This is a genomic window from Streptomyces sp. NPDC020681 (assembly GCF_044334895.1).
GTDB lineage: Bacteria > Actinomycetota > Actinomycetes > Streptomycetales > Streptomycetaceae > Streptomyces.
The window spans coordinates 610,533-627,186 of sequence record NZ_JBIRTX010000001.1; the positions used below are offsets into that span (position 1 = coordinate 610,533).

The following is a 16,654-nucleotide window of genomic DNA, read 5'->3' on the forward strand; positions in this document are numbered from 1 at the left end:
TTCGTTTCATTGTACGAGACTCATCGTAGTTTGACTATTCACGTACTACGATGGGTATCGTACGAGTCGTACACCGGCCCCGCCCGAATGGAGTCCGCCGTGAGCGCGCTGTTCCAGCCCTACACCCTGCGATCGCTGACCATCCCGAATCGCGCCTGGATGGCGCCGATGTGCCAGTACTCGGCTGAGGTGTTCGGCCCGAACGCCGGCGTCGCCAATGACTGGCACTTCACGCACTACGCCGCCCGCGCCACCGGCGGCACGGGCCTGATCCTGGTCGAGGCGACCGCGATCAGCCCGGAGGGCCGGATCAGCCCCGCCGACCTCGGCATCTGGAACGACACACAGGTCGAGGCGTTCCGCCGGATCACCCGCTTCCTCAAGGACCAGGACACCGTCCCCGGGATCCAGCTGGCGCATGCCGGGCGGAAGGCGTCGACCGACCGGCCCTGGAAGGGCGGTGCACCGGTCGGTGCCGACGACCACGGCTGGCAGCCGCTCGGGCCCAGCCCGGTCGCCTTCGACACCGGCCACCCCGTTCCCGACGAGCTGACGACAGCTCAGATACGGGACATCGTCGGGCAGTTCACAGACGCAGCCCTGCGTGCACTGGACGCCGGGTTCGAGATCGCCGAGATCCACGGTGCGCACGGCTATCTGATCGGTGAGTTCCTCTCCCCGCACAGCAACCACCGCGAGGACGAGTACGGCGGCTCGTTCGAGAACCGCGCCCGCTTCCCGCTCGAGGTCGTGGAGGCGGTGCGCGCCGTCTGGCCCGAGGAACTGCCGCTCTTCTTCCGGATCTCCGCCACCGACTGGCTGGACGACGCGGGCTGGACCGCCGACGACACCGTGCGGTTCGCGGCGCTGCTCAAGGAGCACGGCGTCGATCTGCTGGACGTCTCGTCCGGCGGCAATGCCGCGCGGGTCCGCATCCCGACCGGTCCCGGCTACCAGGTGCCGTTCGCGGCTCGGGTGAAGGCCGAGACGGGCCTGCCGGTCGCCGCGGTCGGCCTGATCACCGAGGCGGAGCAGGCCGAGAAGATCGTGGCGAACGAGGAGGCCGACGCGGTGCTGCTCGGGCGCGAGCTGCTGCGCAACCCGTCCTGGGCCCGGTCCGCCGCGCGTGAGCTCGGTGCCGAGATCCGCGTGCCGCAGCAGTACCACCGGTCCGTCTGACCGCTCCCGCATCGGTCGGGTGCCGCGGGACCGATGAGTTTCGGGCACGGACCCGGTCTCCTTGAGTACGTACGTACTGAGGAGGCACATCGTGCTGCTCCACAACAAGAACGCCGTCATCTACGGAGGGGGCGGCGCGATCGGCGCAGCGGTCGCGCGCGCCTTCGCCCGGGAGGGCGCGCGCGTGTATCTCGCCGGCCGCACCCGGCAGACCCTGGAGAAGGCGGCAGAGTCGATCAGGGCCGACGGGGGCGAGGTCGAGACCGAGGAGGTCGACGCGCTCGACGAGGCCGCGGTGGACCGGTTCACCGACGACGTGGCCGCGCGGGCAGGCAGCGTCGACATCGCCTTCAATCTCATCTCGTACGGCGAAGTCTTCGGGACTCCGCTCGTCGACATGCCGCTGGCGGACTTCGAGCGGCCGGTGCACAACGCCGTGCGCTCGATGTTCCTGACCTCCAGGGCCGCCGCGCGGCACATGGTCAAGCAGCGGTCCGGCGTGATCCTCGCGTTCGGCGGCTACGGGGATCCGCCGCACGAGTACCGGCTGGGCGGGTTCCAGGTGGCCTTCGGCGCCATGGAGTCGCTGCGCCGGAATCTGGCCGCCGAACTCGGCCCGTACGGCGTCCGCGTCCTCACGATCCAGACAGCCGGCGTGCCGGAGTCCCTTCCGGAAGGCGTGGCGGGGGCCAAGGCCATCGTCGAGAGCATCGAGGAACTCACCATGCTCGGGCGGGCCGCATCGCTGGCGGACGTCGGCAACGTGGCGGCGTTCGCCGCGTCCGACATGGCCCGTTCCATGACGGCGACGGCGCTCAACATCACCTGCGGCACCGTCGTCGACTGAACCGTCCCCAGCCCTTCCAACCCGGCTGAGCTGCGACGACTCCCGCCCACGGGCCACTGTCAGTGGGTGGGTGCAGACTGGCCCTCATCCCAGACAACGGCGTCCGGAGGATAAAGACGATGACCGATGTACTTCTGACCGTGGGCACACGCAAAGGGCTCTTCATCGGCCGCAGGAGCGGCGGTTCATGGGAGTGGGACGGCCCGCACTTCAATGCGCAGGCCGTGTACTCGATCGGGATCGACACCCGCAGGTCCGTGCCGCGACTGCTCGTCGGCGGCGACAGCGCGCACTGGGGCCCCTCGGTGTTCCACTCCGACGACTTCGGCAAGAGCTGGGTCGAACCGCCGAAGCCGGCGGTGAAGTTCCCGAAGGACACCGGTGCGTCCCTGGAGCGCGTCTGGCAGCTCCATCCGGCCGGTCCCGCCGCGCCGGACGTGGTGTACGCGGGGACGGAACCGGCCGCGCTGTTCCGCTCCGAGGACGGCGGAGAGACCTTCGAGCTCGTACGGCCGCTCTGGGAGCACCCGACCCGCTCGAAGTGGGTGCCGGGCGGCGGCGGTGAAGCGGTGCACACGGTGGTCACCGACCGCCGAGACCCGCAGGCGGTGACGGTCGCGGTGTCGACGGCCGGGGTGTTCCGGTCCCGCGACGGCGGCGAGAGCTGGGCGCCGTCCAACCAGGGCGTGTCGGCGGTCTTCCTGCCCGATCCGAACCCGGAGTTCGGCCAGTGCGTCCACAAGATCGCGCAGGACTCGGGCGACCTGGACCGGCTGTATCTGCAGAACCACTGGGGCGTGTACCGCAGCGACGACGCGGGCGCCAAGTGGACGGACATCGGCGAGGGCCTGCCGTCGGACTTCGGCTTCGCGGTCGCCGCGCATCCGCACCGCCCCGACACCGCCTATGTCTTCCCGATCACCGCCGACGCGGACCGGGTGCCCGCCGGGCGTCGCTGCCGTGTCTACCGTACGAGTGACGCGGGTTCGAGCTGGGAGGCGCTGTCGGCGGGGCTGCCGGAGGGCGACCACTTCGGCACGGTGCTGCGGGACGCGCTGTGCACTGACGACGCTGATCCGGCCGGTGTGTACTTCGGAAACCGCAACGGCGAGGTGTACGCGAGCGCGGACGACGGCGACAGCTGGCAGCTGCTCGCCTCGCATCTGCCGGACGTGCTCTGTGTGCGGGCGGCGGCCATGAGGTGACAGGCCGTGTCGTGACACCAGTAGAGTGACGCTCCGTGGCAGCACGACCGTTGAACGAAATCGTCGAGCCGGGCTGGGCGAAAGCTCTTGAGCCCGTGGCCGAACGCATCGCCGGGATGGGCGACTTCCTGCGCGCGGAGATCGCCGCGGGACGCACCTATCTGCCGGCCGGACCGAATGTCCTGCGCGCCTTTCAGCAGCCCTTCGACGAGGTACGCGTCCTGATCGTCGGTCAGGATCCGTATCCCACGCCCGGGCATGCCGTGGGGCTCAGCTTCTCGGTGGCGCCCGAGGTGCAGCCGGTGCCGGGCAGTCTGGACAACATCTTCCGGGAGATGCACGCGGACCTGGGCCATCACCGCCCGGCCAACGGCGATCTCACGCCGTGGACCCGGCAGGGCGTGCTGCTGCTCAACAGAGCGCTCACCACAGCTCCCCGCAAACCGGCCGCGCACCCCGGCAAGGGCTGGGAGGAGGTGACCGAACAGGCCATCCGGGCGCTCGCCGCACGCGGCAAGCCGCTGGTGTCGGTGCTGTGGGGACGCGATGCACGCAATCTGCGACCACTGCTCGGCGACCTTCCGGCGATCGAGTCCTCGCATCCTTCTCCCATGTCCGCGGACCGGGGCTTCTTCGGCTCCCGCCCGTTCAGCCGGAGCAATGAACTTCTCGAACGCCAAGGAGCGCAGCCGGTCGACTGGCGGCTTCCGTGAGCGTGACCTGGGTGCTCGGCGTGGACTCCGGAGGCTCGGGGCTGCGTGCGGCGCTTGCGCCCGCGTCCGATCCCGCGCGCGCCGACACCCTTGAGTCCCGGGAGCCGGTACGCACCGGCGACGGCGGCATCGACGCCCGGCATCTGCTGGACCAACTGCTGCCGATGGCACACGCATTGCTGGACAAGGCCGGCGGCAGCTCGGTGTCCGCGGTCGCGATCGGCGCCGCCGGCATGGCGACGCTCGGCGGACGGCTGCGCGCGGAACTCCCGGCCGCGCTGGCCGAGGCGCTGGGCGTACGGAGCCTCGCGCTCGCCGCGGACGCGGTCACCGCCTATGCGGGCGCGCTGGGCCAGCGCCCGGGTGCCGTGGTGGCTGCCGGCACCGGCATGATCGCGATGGGCACGGATCTGTCCAACTGGCACCGGGCCGACGGCTGGGGCCATCTGCTGGGCGACTGCGGCGGCGGAGCCTGGATCGGCCGGGCGGGTCTCGAAGCTGCGCTGCGCGCGCACGACGGACGGCGCGGTGGATCGGCGGCGCTGCTGGCCCGGATGGAGTTGGAGTTCGGTCCGGCGCAGGCCCTGCCGGGCCAGTTGTATCCGCGACCCGACCGGCCCGCGGTGCTCGGCTCGTTCGCACCGGAGGTCGCGCGCTGCGCGGCGGCCGGCGACGAGGTGTCGCTCGCCATCCTCGCCGCTGGCGCACGCCATATCGCGGAGGCCGCCGCGGCCGTGTGCCCGCCCGCGGCCGATACGGACGAGGAACGCCAAGTCGCCCTGACGGGTGGCCTGTTCAAGATGGGCGACCCCCTTCTCGTACCGCTGCGGGCCGAGCTCGCCGGACAGCTGCCGCACGCACGGCCGGTGCCCGCGGCGGGCGATCCGCTCGCCGGTTCGCTGCTTCTCGCGTCCGCGCTCGCGACGGGTTCGCTGCGTCTGCCGCTGCATCCGACATTGCTGTATGTGCCAACAGAACATGACAGATGAGACGCAACAAACTCATCGGATAAATACGGGCAGAAAACGCTTGAGCGCCCCCTCCCCGAACCCTCCGGCCTGCAAAGCCAGTAGCATGCGACGCCATGAGCTCCCCCACTGGGCCCGCCTCCGGCCTGCCTGTACGAATGCCGCGACCCCGCCAGTCCGGTCGGCACCGCCGCCCGGAACCGGTGGCCGCTCCTGAGGGCGCGCCCGCGCTGGTGCTCGCCGTACCCGGCGCTCCCGCGCCCGCCACGCGCAGCCTCGCCGAAGAGGTCATAAGCATCGCTCGTTCCGAGCTGCCCGGCCTCGACGTCGCCATCGGCTACCTCGAGGGTGACGACGCCGAGTACCCCACGCTCGGGAGCGTCCTCGCCCATACCGCCGCCCGGCGCACCGAGCGGTACGAGATCGCGAGGGCCGCCGGCCGCGAGGTGGCCGCGCCCGAGGGGCCCGCCGCCGTCGTGGTGCCGCTCCTCGCCGGGCCGGACAACGCCCTGATGCGCCGGATCCGCCAGGCGGTCATGGACAGCCGCGCCGCCGCCGAGCTGACCGACGTCCTCGGCCCGCACCCGCTGCTCGCCGAGGCCATGCACGTACGGCTCTCGGAGGCCGGTCTGGCGCGCGCCGACCGCGCCCGGCTGTTCACCGTGGCCACCGCGGCCGACGGCATCATCCTGGCCACGGTCGGCGGCGACGAGGCCGTTCAGGCCGCCGGGATCACCGGCATGCTGCTGGCCGCGCGTCTCGCGGTGCCGGTGATGGCCGCGGCGCTCGACCAGGAAGGCGCGGTCGGCGCGATCGCCGAGCAGCTGCGCGGCTCCGGCTCGATGCAGCTCGCGCTCGCCCCGTACCTGATCGGTCCCGAGCTGCCGGAAGGCCTGCTCGACGCCGCGGTCAAGGAGGCCGGCTGCGCCGCTTCCGAGGCGCTCGGCGCGTACCCGGCCATCGGCAAGCTGGTGCTGTCGCAGTACACGTCGGCGCTGGGAATCAGCACGCAGCAGTCGGCGACGCACTGAGGCGTCGCGTGAGGCGCGGAGCCCGGGGCCGAGCCCCGGCTACGCAAAGATCACGCACGCGGCCGCCGGGGCGGTCAGGGAGCCCGCTCTGCGCGGCACACCGGTCTCCGGGTCGATGTCGAACCAGGTGACGTCCCCGGAGCGCTCATTGGCGGCGTAGAGCCTGCGGCCCGTCGGGTCCAGCGCAAGATCCCGCGGCCAGTGACCGCCACACGGCACCGTCGTGATCAGCTCCGCCCGTTCGCCGGTCTCGTCGAGCGCGAGGACGGCAATGTGGTCGGGCCCGCGGTTGGCGGCCCACAGATGGCGGCCGTCGTGCGAGACGACCAGCTCCGACGGATAGGCGGGCCCGTCCGTGCCGTCCGGCACCACGGACGTCTCGCCGACCGGTTCGAGCACACCCGTGGCCGCGTCCCAGCGGCAGACGGTGACCGTCGGCTCCAGCTCGCCCAGCACATAGGCGTGGCCGCCCGCGGGGTGGAACGCGAGATGGCGCGGTCCCGTGCCGGGACGCAGCGCGGTCTCACCGTGCTGGGCCAGCTCTCCGGTCTCGCCGTCCAGTGAGCAGATCCGTACGGAGTCGGTGCCGAGGTCGACACCGAGCACCCAGCGGCCGCTGGGATCGGGCAGCACCTGGTGGGCGTGCGGGCCGCGCTGCCGCTCCGGATCCGGGCCCGCGCCCTCGTGCTGCAGCACGCCGCTGGCGGCGGCCGGCTCTCCGCCGTTCCTTATGGGGAGCACGCTGACGCTGCCGGAGCCGTAGTTGGCGGTGAGCAGATGACCGGCGGCGAAGGCGAGATGGGTCGGGCCCGCACCGCACACCGCCACCTGCGCGCCGATCGGCTCGGGCGCGGCTCCTCGCACGTCGAAGGCCGCGACCGCTCCTTCCGGGGTCTCGGAGACGGCGTAGAGGACCGGCCCGCCGGAGGCTATCGCGAGCGCGAGGTAGGAGGGGTCGGCGACGATGTCGCTGGCTCCCGTCTCGGTCAGCGCTCCGGTAGCCGCGTCCACATCGGCGGCGATGATCCCGCGACCGCCCGCCGAGGTGAACGACCCGATGTATGCCCGTCCGCTGCCCTTGTCGCCCACGGTGTGCCCTCTCTGCGGCCGCTGATCACTTTGTGTCCGGGCCGACGGTAGCAGCGGTCTAGACCAAGTGTCCCCGGGTCCCCGCACCGCGCCCTGTCCCCAACTCCCTTCGCCGGGTGCTGCCCTCAGGTCCATTCGCCCCGGGCGCGTACCTGAGCCTCCGGGTGGTGCACATACGCGGGCCGCCACTGGGTGGCGTCGTATGTCCGGTGGAAGACGGGAGTGGCGGATCCGGAGATCGGCGGCACGATCCACGACCAGTCGGCGCCGACGCCCCGTCCCTGGCTCTCCTCCCGGTCGATATGGGTGAGGAAGCGGCGGGACTCGGTGTGGTGGTCGGTGACCGTGACGCCCGCCCGGTCGAAGGAGTGCAGTACGGCGCGGTTCAGCTCGACCAGCGCGCGGTCCTTCCACAGCGAGCGGTCGCTGGTGGTGTCGAGGCCCAGCCGCTCGGCGACGCGGGGCAGCAGGTCGTAGCGGTCGGTGTCGGCGAGGTTGCGGGCGCCTATCTCGGTGCCCATGTACCAGCCGTTGAAGGGAGCCGCCGGGTAGCAGATGCCGCCGATCTCCAGGCACATGTTGGCGATCGCGGGCACGGCGTGCCAGCGCAGTCCCAGGTCCGTGTACCAGCCGTCCTCCGGGTGGTGCAGCTCAACCTCCAGCACGGCGTCCCGCGGCAGTTCGAAGAACCGCGGTTTGCCGTCCGCGTCCTCGACGACCAGCGGGAGCAGGTCGAACGGGGTGCCGGGGCCGCCCTGCCAGCCGAGGGCGAGTGCCAGGTCGGTGAGTCCGGCGTTCCGCGGGTCACCGACGACTGTTCCTTGGACGTCGCGGTAGCCCGCGTACCGTACGAGCTGCTCGTTCCAGATCCGCGGGCCGGGGCGGTCCGGCGCGTCCGGGGCGAAGACGGTGATCAGCGGGCGTATGCGGCCGCCGTTGGTGGCATCACGCAGGTGGACGGCCGACTCGCGGGCCACGGCGTCGGCGTCGGCGATATGGCGGCAGTCGCGGATGCGCAGTGAGCGCCAGTAGAGCCGGCCGATGCAGCGGTTGCTGTTGCGCCAGGCCACGCGTGCGCCGTAGGCGAGTTCGGCGGCGGTGTGACGGTAGGTGCCGGTGCTGTCGATCTCCGCGTGCACGGCGGCGATTCTGGCCGCCGGGTCGCCGGCCCCGGGCTCCTCACGATGATGCAGCCGGATGAAGTCCTCGGCTTCATCGCGCAGTTCACCGCCGTCGGGCGGCGGGGCCGGTCTCTCGTGGGCGACCGGGCAGCCTGCTCCCGTCCCGGCCGCCGGTTCCTGCCGGACCTCCCGTCCGTAGGACTTGCGCAGGGATCTGAACAGTGACGGCCGCATGGTGCGAACTCCCGGGCTCCTGAAGGGACCTACGTGGATGCCGCTGTGGTTACCCCTCGAACACACTGATCTACCCTGTGCGTGCCGAGTGCACATGCCTCAATCAAGGGCGTTGCGTCTATTCCGCAGGTCAGGCAGGCACGAGGGGGGCGCGCGGAGAGGTACTCAGAGGCGTGGCGAGCTCCTCGAGCGCCTGCTCCAGTGCCTGGAGATGCGTGAGTGCCGCATCGGCTCCCGAGTGGTGCCGCGAAACCGGTACGAAGTCGGCGGGAACCTTTGTCCGGCCGGTCGCGGGCGGCACGAGCGCGTGCACGGCGGCCTCAACTCGCAGGCAGGCGGCGGCCAGCCGGGCGTCATGCGTGCGGGTGCGGTCCGGCGAACCGGCGGGGGCGTCCGGTTCGGCGGCGACGGCCGTGAGCCCGCGCACCTCGCGTGCGCAGTCGTCGAGCAGCGCGATCACCTGGCGGGCCCGCGCCTTGCGGGCGCGCAGCGGGCTGAGCGGGTGGACGAGCGGGGCGAGCGAGAGCCGTACGCGGCCGAGCAGCAGCTCCAGTTCGGCGGCGAGCGGCGCGGGGTCGGCCTGCTCGTCGCCGGCCAGTCGGCGAGCGGCCGCGGCGGTGCAGCCGTGGACGCAGGTCAGAGCCCGCCGGATCCAGGCGTCGGTCGCGCCGTGCGTGGTGACGGGAAGGATCAGTGCGACACCGAGTGCCGCGCCGAGCGCGCCGACCGCCGTCTCCTCGAAACGGAGCAGCAGCAGGCCCGGGTGCAGGACGCCGAGCAGCCCGTACAGCAGACCGGCCATGACGGTGACGAAGAACATCATCCAGCTGTACGAAGGTGCGGCCGTGTAGAAGATGCCGAAGACGCAGACGGCGACCAGCGCGGCGGTGGGCGCGGGCGATCCGGCGATGGGGATCGCGATCAGCAGTCCAGCGGCGATGCCGGCGACGGTGCCGAGGACCCGGCGGAAGCCGCGGACCAGGGTCTCGCCGCGCGAGGCGGTGTTGACGAAGATCCACCAGGCGGTGCCCACGGCCCAGTACCAGCGGTCCGGCGAGATCAGCTCGCCCGCGGCGAGCGCGATGGCGCAGGCGAAGGTCGCCTGGAACGCCTGGCGGGTGGTGGGCCGAGCGAGTCCGCGGCCGGGCAGCGGTGCCGGGGCGGCGGGCGGCGGCGTACGCCGCTCGATGCACCACAGGCCGAAGCGGACGCTCGCCGAGGCGGCGAGCGCCAGCGCCACCGCTCCGTACAGCTCCGGCAGTTGGGCCGGGACGGCGTGCAGGAACTGCGTGACGAAGAACATCATGAACGCGAAGATGCCCAGCGCATGGCCGCGCGGGCCCCAGCGCCTGGCGTAGACGCCGAGGAAGACCACGCCGAGCCAGGCTGCGGCGCGCAGCAGCGGCTGTCCGTGCAGCGTGGTCGCGAGGGCCAGTACGGGGAAGCCGACGACGGGCAGCAGGGCGGTGGTGGCCACCTGGCGGCGCACACTCGTGTCGGCGACGGTGAACAGTGCGAGCATCGCGGCGAGGCCGCCGGTGATCGAGGCGACGAGGGAGAGCCCGGCCAGTTCGGCGGCCATGACGGCGAGAGCGACGCCGAGCACGGCGCGCGTGGAGACACGCAGCCGCACCCGTCCCGGATCCGGGGCGGTGAACATCCTCTTCACGCCGGTCACCTTCTTCACGCGGCCGTCCCGCCCCCTTGCTGCTCAGCACCCTTTTCGGACATGGCAAAGGCGCCGCGGGTCCGGTACGGCGTCTTCGCCGGACCGGCGCTGCGCGGCGCCGTCTCTCCCCAGAGGAAAGCATCCCGGTGGCTGATGGCTCAACTCGGCGGCCGTGGGGTGTGCCATTGGTACAGTCGATGCCAGAAGCGAGGGACCAGCAGGAGGCCAACGGACTATGGCGGTGGACACACTCGACACCCGCATCCTGCGGCTGATGATCGAGCAGCCGCGCACCAGCGTGCGGGAGTACGCCAGGATCCTCGGCGTCGCCCGCGGCACGCTCCAGGCCCGGATCGACCGCCTGGAGCGCGACGGCGTGATCACCGGCACCGGGCCCCACCTCTCCCCCGCCGCGCTCGGCCACCCGGTGCTCGCCTTCGTCCATATCGAGGTCACTCAGGGACACCTGGACGAGGTCGGCGACGCGCTCGCGGCCGTGCCCGAGATCATCGAGGCGTTCTCGATCACCGGCGGCGGGGATCTGCTGACCCGGGTCGCGGCCCGGGACAACGGACATCTCGAGGACGTCATCCAGCGGCTGATCCAGCTGCCCGGCGTGGTGCGCACGCGCACGGAGATGGCGCTGCGGGAGCGGGTGCCGCACCGGCTGCTGCCGCTGGTCGAGTCGGTGGGCCGGAGGACCGACGCGTCACGGTGAGCCGTGGCTTGGCATGCTGGAGCACATGAGCACTTCCCGCACCGCTTCGGTCATCTTCGATCTCGACGGCACACTTGTGGACAGCGAGCCGAATTACTACGAGGCGGGACGCAGGCTCCTCGCCGAGTACGGCGTGACGGACTTCAACTGGCAGCGCCACACCGACTTCATCGGCATCGGAACGCGGGAGACGCTTGAGGCACTGAGCGCGGAGTACGGGATCGACGCGCCGATCGACGAACTGCTGGCCGGCAAGAACCGGCACTATCTTCAGCTGGCGCGGGCCTCGACCGAAGTGTTCCCGCAGATGCGGAAGTTCGTCGAGCTGCTGCACACGGACGGCGTCGAGATGGCCGTGGCATCCGGCTCGTCCCGGGCCGCCATCGAGGCCGTACTCAGTGGGACCGGTCTGGACGCCTTCATCCCGACGGTCGTCTCGGCCGAGGAGGTCGCGAAGGGAAAGCCGGAGCCCGATGTCTTCCTCGAGACAGCGCGCCGGCTGGGCGTCGGCCCCGCCGACTGCGTGGTGCTGGAGGACGCGGCGCCGGGCGCGACCGCGGCGCAGGCGGCGGGCATGCGCTGCATCGCCGTGCCCTATGTCGCCGCGACGGCGGGCGATGCCGCGTTCCGGTCGGCGGACCTGCTCTTCGCGGGCGGCCAGAGCGAGTTCACGGCGCGGGCCGCCTACGACTGGCTGTTCCGCTCGACGGCTGCGTAGCTCCCGGTCCGGGCCAGGGCCTGTGGTCCTGGACGCCAACCTCCTGATCCGACGCGGACGCGCAGACCGCCCGGGCGTAGGCTTCGCTCAGCATGGACGCGGCGGGGGGCGGAGCACATGACGGCTGGGTCAACGCAGAGGTTGGGGTCGACCCTCGATTCGGTCGTGGTGTACGCGCAGGGCGCGGTCTGCCGACGCCTGGCCCGGGGCAGCGTGCCGCCCGACGGCCGGGTGCGGGTGACGGGACTGCCCCGTTCGCTGGACCCGGGCTCGCTGCGGGCCCGTGTCCTGGGCGCCTCCGGAGTGCGCGTCACCGAGGCCCGGGTGGAAGTCGAGGCCGAGCCGCTCGGCACCGGCACGCCCGACGAGTTGCGGCGCGAGGTCGAGCGGCTGAGCGACGAGTACGCGGCGGCGCAGGGACGCCGGGACCGACAGCTGAGCCTGATCGAAGAGGTCAGCGCTCTCCACCCGGTCCCGCCTGCCCGCAAGCGCGAGGACCCGCACCGCCGCACCCCGGTCGACGCGTGGCTGGAGCTCGCCGAATTCGTCCACGAGCGGCTGACGGGACTGCACACCCGCCTCTTCGAGCTGGAGGAGGCACTGCGCAACGCCGAGCACGAGCTCACCGTCGCCGCCGACAGGCTCGCCCGCGCCTCCACCGACGCGCCGTCAGCGCACGTGGAGACCACGGTCTGCGCGGTCCTGACCCTCGACGGCACCGGTGATGCGGAGGAGGTGGAACTGGAGCTGGAATACGGGGTGCCGGGCGCCGTCTGGGTGCCGGCCTACCGTCTCACTCACCGTCAGGGCGACGGCAGCGGCCGTCTGGTGCTGCGCGCATCGGTCGCCCAGCGGACCGGCGAGGACTGGACCGGCGTACGCATCGCCCTGGCCACCGCCGATCTTCGGCGCCGCACCGACCTGCCGAGGCTCCGCTCGATCCGGATCGGACGCAGTCAGCCCGCCCCCGCGCCTTCTGGCTGGCGCGAGCCCCCGGCCGGGCTCGTCGACCTGTTCTCCGGCTACGACGCGGCAGGCCCCCGCCCTGCCACGGCCGCCGCACCCGCGGCTGTCGGGGCAGGTGCCGCCACCGGTCCCGTTCCGCCACCGCCGCCCCCACCGCCCGCACCGCAGGGCTACGGCGCTCCCCCGATGCCCGGCGGTGTTTACGGCGCTCCCCCGGAGGACTTCCGCAGCGCAATGCCCGCCCTCGCGCAGCCGGTTGGGGCTCGACCGGGCGCCAGGTCGCGTACCGGCGGCAGGTCCTCCGCAGGTGCCCCAGCCGCCATGGCACCCGCCGCTCCTGGCGCGGTCGCGCCGCCGCCCCCTCCGGCACCGGTATCCGGTCCGCCGCAGCCGAGCGGCGCCGAACTCGACTATGCCGCCCTTGTCCTGTGCGGCCCCGACGAGCAGGGCGGTCGCAGAGGCCGGCTGTTTCCCGACTCTCCGTTCGACCCGGTGGCGGCCGAGTACCGCCGCCGCGCCGAAGCGGTGGCCGCGCTGCCGCTGCCCGGACAGGCCGTGCGGCCCCGCGAGTCGGCGGGTTCCTTCGACCACCGCTTCGATGCCACCGCCCGCGCCGACATTCCGTCGGACGGCACCTGGCACACCGTCACCGTCGGCGAGATCCCGGTCGGCCTGCGTACCGAGTACCTCTGCGTGCCGTCCGTGGAGCAGACCGTGTACGCGACGTTGGTGCTCTCCAACGCCACCGACCAGGCACTGCTGGCCGGCCCGGTGGAGGTCACCGTCGACGACGACTTCCTGCTGACCGCCGCACTGCCCACGCTTGCCCCCGGCGGTGTCCGCCGGGTGGGGCTCGGGCCGGCCGAGGGCATCCGGGTCACCCGCCGTACCAACGTGCACGAGTCGACCTCGGGCCTGCGCAACAACACCACCGTGCTCGACCACCGCGTCCACGTGGAGCTGGCCAACCGGCTCGCGAGGCCCGTCACCGTTGAAGTCCGCGAGCGGGTGCCGGTCACCTCCGAACCGGACGTCCGGATCGAGGAGCGGGCCGACTGGACGGCACCCGAGGACGGCACGGGGCCCGATCGCCATGCGCCGGGCACCCGCGTCTGGCGACTGGACCTGCCCGCGGGCGCCACTGCCGCCCTCGACGGCGGCTACGAGATCCGCATCCCGACCGGCAAGGCCCTGGTCGGCGGCAACCGCAGGAGCTGACGCCATGTCCACGGCCCCGAAGCCGATCGCCCTCCCCGTCACCGCCGTCACGTGCCTCGAGGATCGCGCCCACATCGAGCGCGCCGTCGTGCTCGACCTGGAGGCCGGGGTCCAGCGGCTGCGTCTCGGGCCGGTCAGTGCGCTGGCCGTCGACCGGACCCTCCATGCCGAGCTGACCGCCGATCACCTCGCGACCGTGCTCGACGTGCGGATCGTCCGCAGCTGGACGCCGCGCGGGCCGCTGCCGTCCGCCGACGGCGACTCCGCCCTGCGCAACCGCGTACACACCCTCGAAGAGGAGCGGCTGGCCCTGGGGCAGCGACGCGACCGGCTGCAGGCCCGCCTTGACCTGCTCGGCCGCCTCGCCGCCGATCTGCTGCGGGAGATCGGCGAAGGCGCCGGCTCCGGGGAGACCGAACGGCTCCGTTGGGCCCGCGAACTGGACCGGGTGGACGACGAACGCGACGCGCACGGCGAGCAACTCCGCACCGTGGAGGCCCGGCTGGCCGCCCTCGCTGCCGAACTCGGGGAAGCTCAGCGGGCCATGCACCTCTCCGAGCAGGAGCCCGCCGAGCTGGTCGGCCATATCGAGTTGACCGTCGAGGCCGCGGTCGCCGGGCCGGTCGGGCTGCGCCTGAGCCACCTCACCCCGTGTGCGCTGTGGCGGCCCGCCTACCGGGCCGTGCTCGACGGGGACTCCCTGACGCTGAAGACCGACGCGGTGGTCTGGCAGCGCACCGGTGAGGACTGGTCGGACGTACGGCTGACCTTGTCGACGGCCCGCTCGGCGCTGGCCACCGATCCGCCACGGCTGGGCGAGGACCGGCTGACGCTCAAGGACCGCTCCGCGGCGGAGCGCCGCACGGTCGACGTCGAGCTGCGCGAGGAGGAGATCGGGGACCTCGGCCCGGCCCCGGTGCTCGGTCTGCCGGGGGTGGACGACGGCGGCGAGGCGCGGGTGTTGAGATCCCCCGCGCCGGTCTCGGTGCCCGGTGACGGCCGCGCCCACCGAGTGCTGCTCTCCGCATTCACCACGGCCGCGCCCAGTGAGTACGCGTGCTCACCGGAGTTGTCCTCCCTGGTCACCCAGGTGGTGCGGTTCGACAACCTGTCCGGCCACGCGCTGCTCGCCGGGCCCGTGGACCTGGTCCGCGGCAGCGGATTCAGCGGCCGCGGCACGCTGGACTTCACTGCCCCCGGCGCCCCCGTTGAGCTGGCCTTCGGCAGCTGCGACGACTACCGGGTGGTCCGGCATGCCGAGGAGTCCCGCGACTCCGCCGGAATCACCCAGCGGACCGTGGTCACCCGCACGGTCCGGCTGCACCTGTCCCGGTTCTCCGCCCCCGGGGAGCACGGCGAGCGGGTGGTCGTCCTTCGGGAGCGGATGCCGGTCTCCGAGGTCTCGGCGGTGGAGATACGCCTGCACAAGGATTCCTGCTCCCCGGCGCCCGACGTGGTCGACGCCGAGGGCATCGCCCGCTGGGACGTCACCCTCCCGCCCGGCGGCCGCCGCACGGTCACCCTGGTCTACGAGCTGTCGGCGAGCGCCAAAGTCACCGGGCTCTGAGCTCAGTGGGCCGCTGCACGCCTGCTGGTGCAGGCCTGATCTTGGCTCCAGCCCTCAGCCGGGGGCCGTCTCGCACACCCGAAGGACGTGAGGGCCGGTATCCGCCGGCCGCCGGCATCCCCGGCCCCACCAAGTGGCGTTCTTGTCTGCCGTGCGCAAACCGAGGGAATCACCTTGGCCGGCCGGTCGCGATCGGGCGACAGGCCGCGTACCGGGCCACCAGCAGGCGAAGGGGTACGGTCGCGCTCGCGACCGCTGCCCAAGCAAAGTCAAGGCGCAGCAGCCGTCACGAACTGCCAGAGTCGGGCAGTTCGGCGGGCAGTGCGTCGTGTTCCTGCTCGACGGCGGGCTCGCCGGAGGAGGGGAGCAGTTGCGGGATGCCGTCGACGATCGGATAGCGGCGGCGCAGGCGCGGGTTGTAAAGAGCGCCCCTGGTCTCGTCGAGGATCAGCGGACCCTTGTCGAGCGGGCAGGCGAGGATCTTCAGCAGCGGGTTGTCAGGCTTCATGGCCGGGTTCCTTCGGAGGTGGAGGTGTCCGCGTCGTGTCGCGGCATGGTGAGCAGGACCGTTAGGGCCAACGCGGTGCCGCCGAGGCGCAGCAGCAGCCGCAGCGGGTCCTCGGGCAGTGGCTCGTCGAACGCGATCGTGCCGCTGACGATGGTGAACACGCAGGTCACCGTCGAGCAGACCGGGACGATCAGCGACGCGCGGCAGCGCTGCAGGGCGGTCTGGGACAGCACCAGTCCGCTGATCCCGGTGAACAGCAGAAGGTACGGGTAGGGAGAGGCGAGCAAGGCCGGCACGGAGCCTTGGAGGTCCGAGGTGCCCAAGTGCCCGGAGATGCCCTTGATGGCGAGCGAGCTGACCCCGTACAGCAGACCGACCGCCACCGCGTAGGCCACTCCGGTGGTCGGCTGCCGGTGACGCCGGCGGGCTCGCCGTTCCGCGGCCGCGTACAGCAGCAGTCCGGCCGCGAGTGTCGGCAAGCACAGTGCCAGCAGGAGACCCGCGGGCGCGCTGCGGCTGATCTCCTCGCTGCTCTCGTACAGCGAGGACACCACCATGACCAGTGCCAGCCCGATGACGGCCACCGCGCGCCGCTCACGGCCGGAGGGGCGCTCACCGAGCACCACCGACGAGAGCACCAGCAGGAGAACCAGCCCGGACAGGAACAGACCCTGGGCGGCGGCGATCGGCAGTGTGCGGTAGACGGCCAGTTGGGCGGCGAATCCCAGGGCGAGCGCCGCGGCGCCGCAGATCCACAAGGGCCTGCCGGCCAGCAGGAGCAGGGCCCGGCCCGGCTGTGCGGCGCTGAGCGGCGGCATGCCGGCCAGAGCCCGCTTCTCCAGGACGAAGCCGGTGCTGTACAGGACGTTCGCCGCCAGTGCGGCGGCCACTCCCCACACCACG

The 16,654-nt window shown here is 72.3% G+C and carries 15 protein-coding genes; 10 read left to right on the plus strand and 5 right to left on the minus strand.

Annotation, left to right across the window (positions count from 1 at the left end; genetic code table 11):
• Nucleotides 1-99 precede the first annotated feature (99 nt).
• The 6 genes from ACH4YL_RS02490 (at nucleotide 100) to ACH4YL_RS02515 (ending at nucleotide 5,943) form a co-directional block, all read left to right on the plus strand.
• Nucleotides 100-1,179 (plus strand): NADH:flavin oxidoreductase/NADH oxidase, encoded by a 1,080-nt coding sequence (locus ACH4YL_RS02490; RefSeq protein ID WP_398504006.1) that lies wholly within the window; start codon nucleotides 100-102, stop codon nucleotides 1,177-1,179.
• A gap of 91 nt (nucleotides 1,180-1,270) precedes the next feature.
• Entirely contained in the window at nucleotides 1,271-2,026 is a 756-nt protein-coding gene (locus ACH4YL_RS02495) for an SDR family NAD(P)-dependent oxidoreductase (protein ID WP_398504008.1), read from the plus strand.
• Between the two features lie 119 nt (nucleotides 2,027-2,145).
• Entirely contained in the window at nucleotides 2,146-3,231 is a 1,086-nt protein-coding gene (locus tag ACH4YL_RS02500; protein WP_398504010.1) for a WD40/YVTN/BNR-like repeat-containing protein, read from the plus strand.
• A 35-nt stretch (nucleotides 3,232-3,266) separates the two neighbouring features.
• Nucleotides 3,267-3,944 carry a uracil-DNA glycosylase gene (locus tag ACH4YL_RS02505; protein ID WP_398504011.1) on the plus strand — a complete coding sequence of 226 codons (678 nt, stop codon included), beginning with the start codon at nucleotides 3,267-3,269 and terminating at the stop codon, nucleotides 3,942-3,944.
• Nucleotides 3,941-4,933 (plus strand): N-acetylglucosamine kinase, encoded by a 993-nt coding sequence (locus ACH4YL_RS02510; protein ID WP_398504013.1) that lies wholly within the window; start codon nucleotides 3,941-3,943, stop codon nucleotides 4,931-4,933. Before ACH4YL_RS02505 ends, ACH4YL_RS02510 begins: the two co-directional genes overlap by 4 nt.
• A 95-nt stretch (nucleotides 4,934-5,028) precedes the next feature.
• Entirely contained in the window at nucleotides 5,029-5,943 is a 915-nt protein-coding gene (locus tag ACH4YL_RS02515; RefSeq protein ID WP_398504014.1) for a sirohydrochlorin chelatase, read from the plus strand.
• 39 nt (nucleotides 5,944-5,982) lie between these two features.
• On the opposite strand, the gene ACH4YL_RS02520 is transcribed toward ACH4YL_RS02515, so the two are convergent.
• The 3 genes from ACH4YL_RS02520 to ACH4YL_RS02530 form a co-directional block, all read right to left on the minus strand.
• Nucleotides 5,983-7,032 (minus strand): lactonase family protein, encoded by a 1,050-nt coding sequence (locus tag ACH4YL_RS02520; RefSeq protein WP_398504016.1) that lies wholly within the window; start codon nucleotides 7,030-7,032, stop codon nucleotides 5,983-5,985.
• A 125-nt stretch (nucleotides 7,033-7,157) separates the two neighbouring features.
• A complete protein-coding gene (locus ACH4YL_RS02525; protein WP_398504018.1) occupies nucleotides 7,158-8,387 on the minus strand; it encodes a nitric oxide synthase oxygenase in 1,230 nt (409 codons plus the stop codon).
• 130 nt (nucleotides 8,388-8,517) lie between these two features.
• Nucleotides 8,518-10,047: an FUSC family protein gene (locus ACH4YL_RS02530; RefSeq protein ID WP_398504375.1), complete on the minus strand. Its 1,530-nt coding sequence runs from the start codon at nucleotides 10,045-10,047 to the stop codon at nucleotides 8,518-8,520.
• Nucleotides 10,048-10,291: 244 nt separating this feature from the next.
• On the opposite strand from ACH4YL_RS02530, the gene ACH4YL_RS02535 reads away from it, so the two are divergent.
• From ACH4YL_RS02535 to ACH4YL_RS02550, 4 genes are all read left to right on the plus strand, one after another.
• Nucleotides 10,292-10,774: an Lrp/AsnC family transcriptional regulator gene (locus tag ACH4YL_RS02535; RefSeq protein ID WP_398504020.1), complete on the plus strand. Its 483-nt coding sequence runs from the start codon at nucleotides 10,292-10,294 to the stop codon at nucleotides 10,772-10,774.
• Between the two features lie 25 nt (nucleotides 10,775-10,799).
• Nucleotides 10,800-11,492, plus strand: a complete 693-nt coding sequence (locus ACH4YL_RS02540; RefSeq protein WP_398504021.1) for an HAD family hydrolase — start codon at nucleotides 10,800-10,802, stop codon at nucleotides 11,490-11,492.
• 117 nt (nucleotides 11,493-11,609) lie between these two features.
• Nucleotides 11,610-13,676: a DUF4139 domain-containing protein gene (locus tag ACH4YL_RS02545; protein WP_398504023.1), complete on the plus strand. Its 2,067-nt coding sequence runs from the start codon at nucleotides 11,610-11,612 to the stop codon at nucleotides 13,674-13,676.
• A 4-nt stretch (nucleotides 13,677-13,680) separates the two neighbouring features.
• Nucleotides 13,681-15,243, plus strand: coding sequence for a mucoidy inhibitor MuiA family protein (locus tag ACH4YL_RS02550; RefSeq protein WP_398504025.1), 1,563 nt, complete (start codon nucleotides 13,681-13,683; stop codon nucleotides 15,241-15,243).
• Between the two features lie 286 nt (nucleotides 15,244-15,529).
• Here the strand turns inward: ACH4YL_RS02550 and ACH4YL_RS02555 are convergent, their stop codons facing one another.
• Both ACH4YL_RS02555 and ACH4YL_RS02560 read right to left on the minus strand, forming a co-directional pair.
• The gene (locus tag ACH4YL_RS02555; RefSeq protein ID WP_398504027.1) at nucleotides 15,530-15,751 is read right to left on the minus strand and encodes a Trm112 family protein; all 222 of its coding nucleotides are present in this window, start codon (nucleotides 15,749-15,751) and stop codon (nucleotides 15,530-15,532) included.
• The gene (locus ACH4YL_RS02560) at nucleotides 15,748-16,653 is read right to left on the minus strand and encodes a DMT family transporter (RefSeq protein WP_398504029.1); all 906 of its coding nucleotides are present in this window, start codon (nucleotides 16,651-16,653) and stop codon (nucleotides 15,748-15,750) included. The genes ACH4YL_RS02555 and ACH4YL_RS02560 overlap by 4 nt, the downstream gene beginning before the upstream one ends.
• Between the last annotated feature and the right edge of the window lies 1 nt (nucleotide 16,654).